Here is a 14,661-nt window from a genome sequence, read left to right as displayed (position 1 = left end):
GAACGAGAGGACAAGGGATGGACATGGTCTTGGAAGCAGACCGGCTCGGCAAGCGGTACGGCAGCACCTGGGCGTTGCGGGACTGCTCGCTGCATCTGCCGGCCGGCCGGATCGCCGCGCTGGTCGGGCCGAACGGCGCGGGCAAGAGCACGCTGTTGCACCTGGCCGTCGGGCTGCTCAAACCCGATGCGGGCACGGTCCGGGTGTTCGGTCGGTCCCCGTACGGTGACACGGAGGGCCTGGCCGACATCGGGTTCGTCGCCCAGGACACCCCGCTGTACCGGGATTTCACGGCGTCCGAGTTGGTCATCGCCGGCGGCAAGCTGAACAAGCGGTGGGACGCGACGCTGGCCCGTACTCGGCTGGCGCAGCTCGGCATTCCACCGGACAAGCCGGTCGGCAAGCTCTCCGGCGGTCAACGGGCCCAGGTCGCGCTTGCTCTGGCTCTGGCCAAGCAGCCGCGGTTGCTGCTGCTCGACGAACCGGTCGCCAGCCTCGACCCCCTGGCTCGACGGGAGTTCCTCCAGTCGTTGATGGGCAGCGTCGCGGAGTCGGGCACCACAGTTCTGCTCTCCTCGCACCTGCTGGCCGACCTGGAGCGCGTCTGCGACTACCTGATCGTGCTCAACGCCTCCCAGGTGCAGCTCACCGGCGCGGTCGACGACCTGGTCGCCGGGCACCGGCAGCTCGTCGGGCCGCGGCACGACGGCGGCGCTATCGGGGGCGTCGCCGCAGTGATCCGGGCCAGCCACACCGACCGGCAGTCCACGTTGCTCGTCCGCACCGACGGGCCGGTCATCGATCCGGCCTGGACGGTCCGCGAGGTGAGCCTGGAGGACGTCGTGCTGGCCTACCTGGCCGACGGCACCACGCAGACCAGTCACAGCGAGTGGGGGGTAGCAGCATGATCTGGTTGACCTGGCGGCAACATCGCAAGCAGGCGTTCTACACCCTGCTGGGGCTCGCGGCGCTTGCCGCCCTGCTGGTGCCCATCGGCCTGGCGATGCGCCACACCTTCTCCGACCTCGGGCTGACGGACTGCGCCAGCCAACTCGCCCGCGCCGACGTGGCGCAGGCGACCCGGGAGACGTGCGATGCGGGCTATCGGCGCTTCGGCAACCAGTACGGCAACCTCAGTCTGGTGGCCGTACTGCTGATCACCCTGCCGGTGCTGGTCGGCCTGTTCTGGGGTGCACCGCTGGTCGCCCGCGAGGTGGAGCAGGGCACGCACCGGTTCGTCTGGACCCAGGGCGTCGGCCGGACCCGCTGGGCCCTGGTGAAGTTCGGTCTGGTGAGCGGGTCCGTTCTGATCCTCGCGACGGTCTACGGGCTGGGCATGTCCTGGTGGGTCGACCCGCTCACCAAGGCCGCGCACGAGGGCCGGTTCGGCATGATCGTCTTCGATCTGCAGGGCATCGTTCCGATCGGCTACACCCTGTTCGCCGTGGCGCTGGGCGTCTTCGCCGGCACCGTCTGGAAGCGGATGCTGCCCGCCATGGGCATCACCCTCGCCGGCTTCATCGGCGTACGGGCGGCGGTGGAGCTGCTGGCCCGACGGCACTATCAGCCGGCCCGGACCCAGACCTTCCCGATCGAGGGGGAAGGGCCACCGGAGGTCAGCCGGGGAGATTGGGTCCTCGCCCAGGGCGTCCGGAACCCCGACGGCACGATGATCGCGGAGGGCGGCCGGATCCAGTGCCCACCGGGCGGGAAGGGGCCGGACGGTCGGGTCTGCGGCGCCGAGTTGGGCCTCGAGCCGGGCGCGTACAACTGGCAGCTGTACCAGCCGGCAGACCGGTTCTGGCTGTTCCAGGGCATCGAGACGGGCATCTTCGTCGCCCTCGCCGCGATCCTGCTCTACTTCGCCATCCGGCAGCTGCGTCGGATCGCCTAGCTGGGCGACGGGTGCTCGTCGGGGCGCGGGGGCCTCGGCGAGCACCCGTCAACGCGGGCGCTCGACGGTCAGCGTGAGCCAGGACGCCAGGTCGTGCAGCTCCTCGTGCACCGCCCGGGTCACCTCGGGGGTGAAGGGCACGTCCTCGTGGACGGCGTGCACGGTGAGCGTGCCGCGCCGGCGCTCGGCCGTGGCGTCCACCTTTCCGACCAGCTGATCGCCGTGCAGGATCGGCAGCGCGAAGTAGCCCCACCGCCGACTCGCCTTGGGCTTGTACATCTCCAGCACGTACTCGTACTCGAAGAGGTCGGCGAGGCGGACCCGATCGTGCACCAGCCGGTCGAACGGCGACAACAGCGCCGTACGCCCGGTGAAGGGCTGACCGAGCGCGGCCGGGTCCACTCGCCACTCCCCCGCGACGCCCTCGATGACCGCTGGCTCGCCGGCGTCACCGACCTCGGCCGGCTCGCCAGGCACGACCACCGCCTTCTCCCGAGCGATGCCCAGCGCCCGCAGCCGTCGCTCGTTGCGAAGTCGGCGCGCCTGCTCCAGCTCGATGGCGGGGACGTCGGCCGGGTAGACCCGCTCGGCCACGTCCCAGAGCCGCTGTCGGCCCTGGCGGCCGGCGATCGCGACCTCGCCGCGCAGGACCAGGAACTCCAGCATCTGGGTGACGTTGCGGTTGTTGGTCCAGCCCGACGACGGCCAGGGCACGGCGCTCGTGTCCGGGATGTCGCGGGAGAGCAGCGGACCAGAACGGCCGAGCAGGTCGAGGACGTCTCGCCGGAACGAGTCGTTGGCGCGCAGCCACTCGCGGTGGCGCTCATGACCCGGTGACGCCGCCATCGCCGCGAGGAAGAGCCCCAGGTCGTCCATCGGTCGCACCATCGCCTGGTGCTCGAAGAGCGTCCGGTCCCGTTCGAGGGCCTCGCGCATCTGCGCGGGCTGGTACGACGAGCCGAGCCGGCTCCAGCAGACGAGGTCGGCGCTGGGCGCGACGGCGGCGGTCGGGTCGATCTGCACCAGGGTCAACTGGCGGACCACTGTCAGCAGGTCGGTCGGACGCGGCGCGGCCAGCAGCTGGGCCCGGATGGCGATCCGCCGCGCCTGGGCCCGATCGAGTCGGTGCACACCCACGTCGGTGAGCCTAACGACGACCACCGACACCGATCGGGCCCAGAGAGTCGAACCCCGCGTCCGCGCGAGCTCAGCCGGACAGCCGTCGGTACCGGGCGACCGAGAGGGGCAGGAAGATCGCGACCAGGACGAGCGGCCAGAGCACGGCCAGCAACGGGTAGTGCTGCGCCGCCCAGGAGTCGCCGCCCCAACCGGGGTTGCCGAACAGCTCACGGGTGGCGCCGACGGTCGCCGACAGCGGGTTCCACGCGGCCACCGCCCCGAGCCAGGCAGGCATGGTGGACGGTGCGACGAACGCGTTGGAGAGGAAGCCGAGCGGAAACTCCAGGGTCTGCACGGCCACCACGGCGGTCTGTCCACGGGCGACCAACCCGAGGAAGATGCCGACCCAGATCAGGGCGAAGCGCAACAGCAGGATCAAACCCACCGCCGCCAGCGTGGCACCGCCCCCACCATGTGCCCGCCACCCGATTGCGAGACCGGTCAGCAGCAGGACCCCGAGGGTGACCGCCGCGAACAGCATGTCGGCCACCGCCCGGGCCGCCAGCGGCGCCAGCGGTGAGACGGGCATCGACCGGAGCCGGTCGGTCACCCCGCGCTCCAGGTCCTCGGCAATGGCGATAGTGGTGAGGCTGATGCCGAAGACCATGGTCATCACGAACATGCCGGGCATCAGGAACTCTCGGTAGCTGCCACCGCCGGGCACCTGCAAGGCGCCACCGAACAGGTAGGCGAACATCAGCACGATCAGGATGTTGAAGCCGAGCGAGGCGATCAGCGCGCCAGGATCGCGTCGCCACCGGGCCAGGCCGCGCCAGATCAGCGTGCCGCTGTCGGCCAGGAGGGCGGGCCGGCCGGGCGTCAGATCCACCGCCGGGGCCGGCATGCTCACCGCGCTCATGCCGCCACCTCGGCGGTCGCCGCCCGGTGCCCGGTGAGGTGCAGGAACACGTCGTCCAGGGTTGGGCGGCGCAGCGCGACGTCCGCCACCGGGACGTTCACGGCGTCGAGCGCCCGCAACACGTCGACGAGCGCACCGGCCTGGTGACCGACCCGGACGCTCACCATCCGCCGGTCCACGTCGACCGTCGGTTCGTCGTCGGCCGCCCGGCGTATCTGGGTGACCGCGGCGGCAAGGTCGGTCGGCGCTGCGACGACCACCTCGATCCGATCGCCGCCGAGCCGGGTCTTGAGGTCGTCCGGAGTTCCCTCGGCGATCACCCGGCCGGCCTCGACCACCGAGATCCGGTCGGCGAGTTGGTCGGCCTCGTCCAGTTGCTGGGTGGTGAGCAGCACCGTGGTGCCGGTGCGTACCAACTCGCGGACCGACTCCCACACCTCGTTGCGACCGCGCGGGTCCAGCCCGGTGGTGGGCTCGTCGAGGAAGAGGACCGCTGGGGCCAGGATCATGCCGGCCGCCAGGTCGAGCCGTCGGCGCATGCCGCCGGAGTACGTGCTGACCGGCTGCTCGGCGGCGTCGGCGAGACCGAAACGTTGCAGCAGCTCGACCGCCCGTTGGCGGGCCCGGCGGCGACCCAGGTGGAACAGCCGGCCGAAGAGCACCAGATTCTGCCGGCCGCTCAGCGCCTCGTCGAGCGCGGGATGCTGCCCCACCAGTCCGATGCGGTAGCGCACCTGGTCGGGTTGGCTGGTCACGTCGAAGCCGGCCACCTCGGCACGACCCTCGTCGAGTCGGAGCAGGGTGGAGAGGATCCGTACCGAGGTGGTCTTACCGGCCCCGTTCGGGCCGAGCAGGCCGCACACGGTTCCCCGCGGCACCCGCAGGTCGAACCCGTCCAGCGCGTACCGGTCCCGATACCGCTTGCGCAGCCCTTGCGCCACTATCGCGTCGGCTCTTGTCATCAGAGCGCTCCCCTCCCGAAACTGTCTGCCCGCACTACCGTACAGCGTACGATAGCGTGTACGAGAAGCCGCATGAAGGTCAGATCGAGTGGGGGCAGGGTGAGGCCAGCGGCAACAGTCGCGGCCGACGTCGGGTCACTTCCGGAGCCACGCGACACCGGCGGGGAGTTGCGGCTACGCGGGCTCGGCGGTCCCGACCTGGCCCGCGACGCCGACGTTCAACGGGTCAGCCAGGAGCTTGTCGAACGCCAACTCGGCGGCGCCGATCAGGACGGCGTCGCGCCCGAGCGCCGCCGCGCGCAACCGCAGGTGCTCGCGGGAGGCGGGCAGTGGCATGGTGTCGAGCCGGTCCCGGACCACGTCCGCGCCGGCGGTGAAGATGTCGCGCAGCGAGCCACCGAACACCACGGCGTCCGGGTTGACCACGTTGACCAGGTTCGCCACGCCGAAGCCGAGCCAGTCCGCCACCTGCTCGACCGCCGCGCGGGCGGTCGGGTCGCCGTCCGCCGCCGCGCGCAGCACCTCGGCCACCACCGCGCGGTCGCTCGGGTCACGGCCGGCGTGCCGCAACAGCGCGGCTTCGGAGATCTCGGTCTCCCAGCAACCGCGTGACCCGCAGCCGCAGGGCAGGCCGTTGGGGTTGACGACCATGTGGCCGACCTTGCCGCTGTGACCCCGGTGGCCGATCACCAGTCGGCCACCGACGATGATGCCGGCGCTGATGCCCAGGTCGCCGTGCAGGTAGATGACGTCGTCGATGCCGACCGCGACGCCCCGGACATGCTCGGCCAGGCCGGCGATGTCAGCCAGGTCACCGGCCACGAAACCGGGGCCGGAGCTGAACTCCGCCTCCAGCGCGGCGCCGAGCGTCTCGTCGATGCTGGCGATCCGGAGCCTGCCGTCCGGATCGCGGGTGGTGTCGGTTACCGCGGCGGCGCCGCCGACCAGCAGCGCGTCGCCGGCCACCGACCGTTCCATGTCGCGGACCAGGTCGGCGAGGGGCCCGACGGCTTCGATCGCCGACATGCCACTGGGTCGGGGGATCTCCCGTAGATCGAGGATCTGCCCGCCGAGGCCGACCCGGGCGGCCCGCAGCCGGTCCGCGTCGATGCTCAACGCGTGGGCGTAGACCCGGTCGGAGCGAGGGCTGACGACCAGCGAGGGGCGGCCGGCGCGGCGGGCGGTGGTCGGAGCCTCCTCGGTGACCAGGCCGCTGGCGACCAGGTCGGCCGCGAGGGCGCCGATGGTGCTTCGGTTGAGGCCGAGCCGGCTGGTCAGCTCGGCGCGGGACGTCGGTCCGTGCAGGTGGACGTAGCGCAGCACAGCGCCGAGGTTCTGCCGCCGGATCTCCTCCTGGCTGGCGCCGGGAACCGACGGCAGCGGGGATTCGGCGTTGCGGCCGACGCCGGCTGGCCTGGCCCGTACTGGTATCGCCACGGTCAGACCTCCTTCCGGGTCGAGGCCGGTTGGTGCGGGGGTGCAGGGACGACGATGGGTCCCGGTAGAGGAGACCCGGGACCCATCGGCGTTACTACCTACCGTGCGGTGATTACTTGGTGAGCGGCGCGAGCTTCGGGTCGTTGGCGTACGCCTCAGCCGCGTTCGCCTTGGTGACGGCGACCGGCGGGAGCAGGTACGTGTCGACGACCTTGCTGCCGTTGTTGTAGGACTTGGTGTCGTTCACCTGCGGCTTGTCGCCGGCCTGGAGAGCCTTGACCATGTTGATGGTCTCCTTCACCAGGTTGCGGGTGTCCTTGTTGATCGTCATGTACTGCTCGCCCTTGACGATCGACTTGACCGACTCAACCTCGGAGTCCTGACCGGTGACGACCGGGGTCGGCTTGCCAGCACCCTTGACCGAGGTCAGGATGGCGCGGGCCAGCGTGTCGTTCGGGGAGAGGACGCCGTCCAGCTCCTTGTTGCCGTAGGTCGAGGTCAGCAGCTGGTCCATGCGGGCCTGCGCACCCTCGGCCTTCCAGCCCTGGATGGCGGTCTGCTTGACGTCCTTCTGACCCGAGGCGACGACCACGTTGCCCTTGTCGATCTCCGGCTTGAGCACGTCCATCGCGCCGTTGAAGAAGACACCGGCGTTGTTGTCGTCCGGCGAGCCGGAGAACAGCTCGATGTTGTACGGGCCGTTCGGCTTCTTGGCCTTCATGCCGTCCAGCAAGGCCTGGCCCTGGAGCTGGCCGACCTTGAAGTTGTCGAAGGCGACGTAGTAGTCGAGGTCCGGGGTGTTCGTGATGAGCCGGTCGTAGGCGATGACCTTCACGCCGGCCGTGTGGGCCGCCGCGACCTGGGTCGACAGCTGCGCGGCGTCGGTCGCGCCGATGACGATGACCTTGGCGCCCTTGGTGACCATCGCGGTGATCTGAGCCTGCTGGTCGGCGACAGTGGTCGACGCGCCGGCGTACTGCACGTCACCCTGGAAGCCGGCCTCCTTGAGGCCGTTGCTGAACAGGTCACCGGCGAGGACCCAGTTCTCCGAGGTCTTGGCCGGCAGGGCCACGCCGATCAGCGAGTTCGCCGGGAAGCCCTTGGCGGCCTCGCCGCCGGAGCCGCTGTCGCCGTCGCGGCCGGAACCGCAGCCGGCGAGGGCCAGCATGGCGGCGGCGCTGATGGCTACCACCGACGTGCCGAAGAATTTACGCATGGTGAGGACTTGCCTTTCTAGATGGTGAGGCGGGTAGAGAGGTCGGTGGCCGTCAGCCGGACACCGCTGCCTTGGCGGGCTCGCGCTCCGCGTCCGGCGGTGAGGCGGGTGGGGCGGAGTCCTCGCGGCGGAAGGGCCGCATCAGGCTCCCGATGATGGAGAAGCGCCCCTGGCTCTTGTTGTAGACGTCGATCGCGACGGCCAGCAACAGGACCAGACCCTTGATGATCTGGACGCGGTCGGTGCCGACACCCATGAGCTGGAGGCCGTTGTTGAGCACGGCCATGACGAGACCACCGACGATGGATCCGCTGATGGTGCCGATACCGCCGGCGACGGCCGCGCCACCGATGAAGACCGCGGCGATGGCGTCCAGCTCCCAGCCGTTGCCGTCCTGCGGTCCGGAGGCCGCGGAACGGGCCACGAAGATCATGCCGGCCAGCGCGGCCAGGACGGACATGTTCATCATGACGAAGAAGTTGACCCGCTTGAGCTTCACACCGGACAGCTCGGCCGCCCGGGAGTTGCCGCCCACCGCGTAGATGTGCCGGCCACCGGCCGTGTTGCGGGTGTAGAAGGAGTACGCGATGACCAGGACCAGCAGGATGATGCCGGAGATCGGGAAGCTGGTGCCGACGCGACCGCTGGCGAAGCGCAGCGCCGCGAAGGCGATCACGCCGACCATGATGGCCATCCGCAGGATGGAGATCCACATGGGCGCCGGGTCGGCGTCCATCGCCCGTCGGGTCTTGCGGGCCTGGATCTCGCGCCACACCACAGCCAACGCCGCGGCCAGGCCGAGCAGCAGCGTGGCGTTGTTGTAGCCGGTGTTCGGACCGAACTCGGGCAGGAAGCCGGAGCCGATCTCCCGGAAGCCCTCCGGCACCGGGACGGTGCTCGCGTTACCGATGAACTGGTTGCCGCCCCGGAAGAGCAGCATGCCCGCCAGGGTGACGATGAACGCCGGCACCCCGATGTAGGCCACCCAGAAGCCCTGCCAGGCGCCGATCACCGCGCCGATGGCGAGGCCGAACACGATGGCAGCGGGCCAGGGCAGGTCCCACTCGGTCATCGACTTCGCGACCAGGATGCCGGCGAAGGCGGCGACCGAGCCGACCGAGAGGTCGATGTGCCCGGCCACGATCACCATGAGCATGCCGATGGCCAGAATCAGAATGTACGAGTTCTGCTGGAACAGCGCGATCAGGTTGTCCGACCGCAGGGTGAGGCCGTCGGTCAGGATCTGGAACAGGACGACGATCGCCACCAGAGTGAAGATCATTCCGAACTGGCGAGCGTTGGAGGTGGTGCCTCCGAACAGGTTCTTCTGAAGGTCCTTCAATCGGCTCATCGTGTGGCCATCTTCTTCGTCGAGGTCATCTGCTTCATGAGGGTTTCCGGGGTGGCGTCCGCCCGGGCGATCTCGCCCGTGATGGCGCCTTCGAACACGGTGTAGATGCGGTCGCAGAGCCCGATCAGCTCAGGCAGCTCCGAGGAGATGACGATGACGCCCTTCCCCTGGTCGGCGAGCCGCTGGATGATGCCGTAGATCTCGTACTTGGCACCCACGTCGATGCCGCGGGTCGGCTCGTCGAGGATCAGCAGGTCCGGGTCGGTGAACATCCACTTGGCCAGGACGACCTTCTGCTGATTGCCGCCGGAGAGCTTGGAGACGCTCTCGTCGACCGTCGGGGCCTTGGTCCGCAGCTCCTTGCGGTACGCCTCAGCCGCCTGGTACTCCTCGACCTCGTTCAGGACGCCGTGGTGCGAGATCTTGGACAGCTTGGCGGCCACCGTCGACGTCTTGATGTCGTCGAGCAGGTTGAGGCCGATCGCCTTGCGGTCCTCGCTGACGTACGCGAGCCCGTTGTCGATGGCATCCGCCACCGACTTCAGGACGATCTCCTTGCCGTCCTTGATGATCGTGCCCGACTCGTACACCCCGTAGGAGCGGCCGAAGACACTCATCGCGAGTTCCGTGCGGCCCGCGCCCATGAGACCGGCGAAGCCGACGATCTCGCCGCGGCGCACCACGAAACTCTCGTTCTTGCAGACCTGCCGCTCGGCGGAGATCGGGTGCCGGACGTTCCAGTCGCGGACCTCGAAGAAGACCTCACCGATCTTCGGCGTGTGGTCCGGGAACCGGCTGCTCAGCTCGCGGCCGACCATGCCCCGCACGATCCGGTCCTCGTCGACCCCGTCCGCCTTGACGTCGAGGGTCTCCACGGTCCGGCCGTCACGCAGGATGGTGATCTGGTCGGCGATCGCCTCGATCTCGTTCAGCTTGTGCGAGATCATGATCGAGGTGATGCCGCGGGAGCGGAACCCGCGCAGCAGGTCCAGCAGGTGCTTGGAGTCGGCCTCGTTCAGCGCCGCGGTGGGCTCGTCGAGGATCAGCAGCTTCACGTCCTTGGCGAACGCCTTGGCGATCTCCACGAGCTGCTGCTTGCCGACCCCGATGTCCTTGATCAGGGTGTCCGGGTCCTCTTCCAGACCGACCCGGGCCATCAGGTCCAGCGCCATCCGGTTCGCGGCCTTCCAGTCGATCGCGCCCCGCTTGCGCGGTTCGTTGCCGAGGAAGATGTTCTCGGCGATCGACATCCCTGGAATGAGCGCGAGCTCCTGGTGGATGATCACGATTCCGGCGTTCTCACTGGCCCGGATGTCGGAGAACTTGCTCTCCGACCCCTGGTAGATGATCTTGCCGTCGTAGGTGCCGTGGGGGTACACCCCGCTGAGCACCTTCATCAGGGTGGACTTGCCCGCGCCGTTCTCGCCGCAGATGGCATGGATCTCGCCGGCGCGAACCACCAGGTTGACGTCGGAGAGGGCCTTGACTCCGGGAAACTCCTTGGTGATGGAGCGCATCTCAAGGAGGATGGGCACGTCGCTCATCGCTCGTACCACCTCGCCAACGTCATCGGTTGCCTCCGGAAGGTTGAACCTTCACTTGGTTTTGTTGTTGACGGCAACGTATTGCGGCCGGAGGGCCATCCGCAAGGCGAGGGACTGTTGAAAAAGTAACAATCCGGTAATATAGATGTCGCACAGTGTTCGCCCGCCACAGCGGCAACGACAGCCCCTCCCGGTACCCCAGGCCTGACCGCAGCACCCACGCCTACCTGCGACAACGCGCCAATCGACCCCGGCCGTTCCCGCAGCTTTCCCACCAGGAAAGATGCCTCAGGGACGGTGCATCCGGTAACGCAGCGCACACGTCACGCCATCGAATGATGGGAATCGGGCACCAGCTCAGCGCCGCACGCGAGGCGCACCGCAGGCCTCTGGCGGCTTGATGTGACCCACGCCTCTACCGACCGCACGCATCGATGGTCACCATCCTGCGCCGTACGACGGACCAGAGCCCTGACGTCCCTTATGCGCAGTTCGTGACGGCACACCGCGACCCGCAGGCCGGAGGCGTCGGCCGGTCAGCTCGGGTGCAGCACCGCCTTGATCACCCCGTGCTCCCGCCGGTCGAAGTGGCGATACAGCTCGGGGGCGTCGGCCAGGGTGCCGTGGTGGGTGACGATCACGCTGGGCCGCGCCCGGCCCGCGACGACCAGGTCCCGCAGCAGGACGGTGTAGCGGCGGTCGTGGGTGCGACCGAACCGGACCGCCACGCCCTTGCTGAACAGCGTTCCCCACGGTGCGACCAGGTTCTCGTGGCCGTCCGCGCCCGGACCGGGGTGGGGATCCCGGTCCGGGTACACCCCGGCGACCGCGATCGCGCCGGCGGCGTTGACCAGCCGGGCCGCGTCGGCAATGACCTGGTTCGGACGCTCCCGGTCGGGGTGCTCCCGGTCGCGGGCCTGGAACCCGACCGCGTCGATGACCTTGTCGACACCGCCCAGTTTCTCCTCGCCGAGCGGCAACCCTCCCCGGGCCCGGTCGGCCCGGATCTGCTCGACCGGATCGCCCCGGCGGAAGTCGATCGGCACGGCGCCGATCTCGCCGGCCTTGTCGAGTCGAGCGTCGACCCCGTCGACGGAGTACACGACCCGAGCGCCTCGGAGCAGCGCCGCATAGGCGCCCAGCAGGCCGATGGTGCCGGCGCCGAACACCGCCACGGTGTCACCGGGCCCGACCTCGGCGAGGGTGGCGGCGGCGTGCCACCCGGTGACGAACGCGTCGGCCAGCAGCACGAAGTCGTCCTCGTACGCGTCCCCCGGTTCGCCGGGCAGGGGTACGCAGTTGGCGTCGGCCCACGGCACCCGCAGCAGGTCGGCCTGCGCTCCCCGGTACGGACCCATCCCGGCGTACCCGTACGCCGCGCCCGGCCCCTCGGCCCGGGCCCGCAGGCAGGCCGCCGAGAGCCCGCGGGCACACATCACACAGGTCCCGCAGAACAGGTGCGTGGGGATCACCACCCGGGTGCCCGATTGGACGGTCTGCACCGCGGCGCCCACCTCCTGCACCACGCCCAGCGGTTCGTGACCGAGCACCAGGCCGGGCTCGGCGCTGGTGCGTCCGTCGTACATGTGCAGGTCGGTGCCGCACAGGGCGGTGGAGGTTATCCGCACGAGCGCGTCGGTCTCCGCCTCCAGCGTCGCGTCGGGCACCTCCCGCACCGCGACCGTCCGGACGTCGGTGTAGACGACGGCTCTCATCCCGGCGCTCCTGTTCGGCTGTGGAACGGCCGGTCTTCCCCCGACTGGGCAGTTCATGCCTGCCCGACCCGGCAGCCGACGACGATGCTATCTTAGGGTCCCTAAGTTATTTCCTAGTGAAGCAAAGGTTCGGTATGCCACGGCAGGGTCTGACCAGCGCGCGCGTCTCGGCCGCCGCGGCCGAGCTGGCGGATTCGGTCGGCCTGTCCCGGTTGACCGTCGCAGCCGTCGCCCGGCACTTCGGGGTCTCGGACGCGGCCCTGTACGTGCACGTCCGCAGCCGGGACGCGTTGATCGAGCACGTCGCGGTCCGGGCGGCGGCCACGTTCGCCGACGCACTCGCGATCGCGGTGGCGGGGCGGGCCGGTCGCCAGGCCCTGGTCGGGTTCGCCGACGCCTGGCGCGCGTTCGCCGTCACCCATCCCGGGCAGTACGCGGCGACCCAGCTTCAACTGCCGCCCGAGGTCGGCACCGGGTCGGCCGGGCACCTACGCATGATCGAGCTGAGCTACGCGATGCTGCGCGGGTACGGGCTCGACGAGCCGGCCCTGACCGACGCCATCCGATTCGTCCGCAGCACCTTCCACGGCTTCGTGAGCCTCGAAACGGTCGACGGTTTCGGGCATCCCCGTGCTGTCGACGCGTCGTGGCAATCGATCCTCGACGCGGTGCACACCACGTTGAGCAACTGGCCGACCCAGAAACAGGAGCAGCAGTGAGCAGCCACGATCAGTCGGTCGAGTCGGCCGACGGAACCCACCTGGTGGTACGACGACTGGGCGTCGGAGACCCCGTCGTCCTGGTGCACGGCTCGGGTGGCGGGCTGCACTCCTGGGCCACCGTCGCGGAGCACCTGACCCGGGACCACGAGGTATGGCTGCCGGCCCGGCGCGGATACGGTCCCAGTGACGTCCCGGCCGGCACCAAGTCCTTCCGGGACGAGACCGCCGATCTGCGCGCCGTCATCGAGGCGGCCCGGCGATCCTCGGGCCGACCGGTCCATCTCGTCGGCGCGTCCTACGGAGCGACAGTGGCGCTGCACACCACCTTGGCTGATCCGCGCGACGTACGCTCCCTGGCGATCTTCGAGCCGCCGCTCTACGCGGCCGGGGCGCAGGTCGCGCCGCTGCTCGACCGGTACCGTGCCGCCTTCCAGCGCGACGATGCCGCCGCGATGGCAGCGGCCCTGAACGACGTGACGCGGGTTCCGGCCGAGATCGTCGCCGCGATGGCCGCCGGCGCGGGCGATCGGGTGCCCGACCCGGTCGAGGCGCGCCGCTCGGCGGTTGGCTGGCTGCACGATCTGGAGGCGCTCGCACAGGACAGCACGGACATCACCCGGTGGTCCTCGATCGCCGTGCCGACTCTCCTGCTGGCCGGCGCGGACACCTGGGAGCCGATGCCCAGCACGATGAACGCGCTGGCGAGGACGATTCCAGCGGTCCGCTACGTCGTCTGGCCGGGTCAGTCGCACTTCGTGACCATGACGGCACCAACCCTGGTCGCCGACGCGTTGCGGCAGTTCTTCACCGCACAACCGGCGGCCTGGCCGAGCCGGCCGAGGCACCGGCGGCCCAGCCGAGACAGCTGACCGCCGTCAGCCCATCGAACGCACCCGGTCGGGCTCGATGGCGGCGACCGGTGACCCACCGGCGCACGAGGGCGTACCCCCCGCGCGGGGTGTCTCACCGGTCGCCGTCGGGCAGGATCCGCACCAGCGGTGCGGATCCTGCCCCCCACATCGATGGGATGTGCCGGCCCGCTCGGTGTGGCGGGATCAGTGGCCGGCGTTCTGGCCGCCGTCGACGTGCAGGATCTCGCCGGTGACGAACGGGGCGGACTCGAGGTAGAGGACGGCGTCGACGACGTCGCTGGTCTCACCCATCCGGCCGACCGGGTGCAGGCCCGCCAGCGTCTGGTGCGTCTCGACCGGGTGCATCGGGGTCTTGATGATGCCGGGCGCGACGGCGTTGACCCGTACGCCCCGGGCCGCGTACTCGATGGCCAGGGACTTGGTGGCGGAGCTGAGGCCGCCCTTGGTCAACGACGCGAGCGCCGACGGAACGTGCGAACTGGGCTGGTCGACGAAGCTGGTCGTGATGCTGACGATGTGCCCCGAGCCCCCGGCCAGCAGGTGCGGCAGGACACGCCGGGTGAGGTGGAAGAACCCGGCGAGGTTGACCCCGGTGACCAGGTCGAACTCCTCGTCGGTGTAGTCGGTGAACGGCTTGGCGACGAAGACGCCGGCGTTGTTCACCAGGCTGTCGATCCGCCCGAAGCGGTCCAGTGCGGCACGCACCACCCGCTCGGCGGTGTCGGCCTCGGCGATGTCGCCCTGGACCGTGACGATCTCCGGGTCACCGGACGCGCCGATCGAGCGCGAGGTCGCCACGACGCCGTACCCGAGCTTGCGGTAGGCGGCCACGAGGTCGGCTCCGATGCCCTGGGAGGCGCCGGTGATCACAACGACCTTCTGGCTCTGACTGCTGTTCATGAGGGAACCA

General features: G+C 69.9%; 13 protein-coding genes. 4 read left to right on the top strand and 9 right to left on the bottom strand.

Going from position 1 to position 14,661, the window contains the following annotated elements; genetic code table 11:
* The first annotated feature begins 17 nt into the window (after nt 1-17).
* Complete coding sequence (locus tag FB453_RS16350) at nt 18-908, top strand: ABC transporter ATP-binding protein (protein ID WP_145791221.1); 891 nt, start codon at nt 18-20, stop codon at nt 906-908.
* Nucleotides 905-1,894 (top strand): transporter, encoded by a 990-nt coding sequence (locus FB453_RS16345; RefSeq protein ID WP_145791219.1) that lies wholly within the window; start codon nt 905-907, stop codon nt 1,892-1,894. The genes FB453_RS16350 and FB453_RS16345 overlap by 4 nt, the downstream gene beginning before the upstream one ends.
* 48 nt (nt 1,895-1,942) lie before the next feature.
* On the opposite strand, the gene FB453_RS16340 is transcribed toward FB453_RS16345, so the two are convergent.
* From FB453_RS16340 to FB453_RS16305, 8 genes are all read right to left on the bottom strand, one after another.
* On the bottom strand, nt 1,943-3,031 hold the full coding sequence (locus FB453_RS16340; protein WP_145791217.1) for a DNA glycosylase AlkZ-like family protein: 1,089 nt from the start codon (nt 3,029-3,031) through the stop codon (nt 1,943-1,945).
* 70 nt (nt 3,032-3,101) lie between these two features.
* On the bottom strand, nt 3,102-3,932 hold the full coding sequence (locus FB453_RS16335) for an ABC transporter permease (protein WP_145791214.1): 831 nt from the start codon (nt 3,930-3,932) through the stop codon (nt 3,102-3,104).
* Nucleotides 3,929-4,894: an ATP-binding cassette domain-containing protein gene (locus FB453_RS16330; protein ID WP_145791212.1), complete on the bottom strand. Its 966-nt coding sequence runs from the start codon at nt 4,892-4,894 to the stop codon at nt 3,929-3,931. The genes FB453_RS16335 and FB453_RS16330 overlap by 4 nt, the downstream gene beginning before the upstream one ends.
* A gap of 174 nt (nt 4,895-5,068) precedes the next feature.
* Nucleotides 5,069-6,331, bottom strand: coding sequence for an ROK family transcriptional regulator (locus FB453_RS16325; RefSeq protein ID WP_145791210.1), 1,263 nt, complete (start codon nt 6,329-6,331; stop codon nt 5,069-5,071).
* A 112-nt stretch (nt 6,332-6,443) separates the two neighbouring features.
* Nucleotides 6,444-7,547, bottom strand: a complete 1,104-nt coding sequence (locus tag FB453_RS16320; RefSeq protein WP_091401241.1) for a substrate-binding domain-containing protein — start codon at nt 7,545-7,547, stop codon at nt 6,444-6,446.
* Between the two features lie 52 nt (nt 7,548-7,599).
* Nucleotides 7,600-8,898: a multiple monosaccharide ABC transporter permease gene (gene mmsB, locus FB453_RS16315; RefSeq protein WP_112585417.1), complete on the bottom strand. Its 1,299-nt coding sequence runs from the start codon at nt 8,896-8,898 to the stop codon at nt 7,600-7,602.
* Entirely contained in the window at nt 8,895-10,442 is a 1,548-nt protein-coding gene (mmsA, locus tag FB453_RS16310) for a multiple monosaccharide ABC transporter ATP-binding protein (RefSeq protein ID WP_112585415.1), read from the bottom strand. Before mmsA ends, mmsB begins: the two co-directional genes overlap by 4 nt.
* Nucleotides 10,443-10,978: 536 nt before the next feature.
* Complete coding sequence (locus FB453_RS16305; protein ID WP_145791207.1) at nt 10,979-12,157, bottom strand: alcohol dehydrogenase catalytic domain-containing protein; 1,179 nt, start codon at nt 12,155-12,157, stop codon at nt 10,979-10,981.
* Nucleotides 12,158-12,291: 134 nt separating this feature from the next.
* Between FB453_RS16305 and FB453_RS16300 the strand changes: the two genes are divergently transcribed.
* Nucleotides 12,292-12,876 carry a TetR/AcrR family transcriptional regulator gene (locus FB453_RS16300; protein WP_145791206.1) on the top strand — a complete coding sequence of 195 codons (585 nt, stop codon included), beginning with the start codon at nt 12,292-12,294 and terminating at the stop codon, nt 12,874-12,876.
* Nucleotides 12,873-13,748 (top strand): alpha/beta fold hydrolase, encoded by an 876-nt coding sequence (locus FB453_RS16295; protein WP_186718323.1) that lies wholly within the window; start codon nt 12,873-12,875, stop codon nt 13,746-13,748. The genes FB453_RS16300 and FB453_RS16295 overlap by 4 nt, the downstream gene beginning before the upstream one ends.
* 186 nt (nt 13,749-13,934) lie before the next feature.
* Here the strand turns inward: FB453_RS16295 and FB453_RS16290 are convergent, their stop codons facing one another.
* Nucleotides 13,935-14,651, bottom strand: coding sequence for an SDR family oxidoreductase (locus FB453_RS16290; RefSeq protein WP_145791201.1), 717 nt, complete (start codon nt 14,649-14,651; stop codon nt 13,935-13,937).
* Nucleotides 14,652-14,661: the final 10 nt, after the last annotated feature.

The organism is Micromonospora sp. CNZ322 (genome assembly GCF_007827755.1).
Note: the sequence above shows the minus strand (reverse complement) of the source record. Positions and strands in the feature narration are given on the sequence as shown.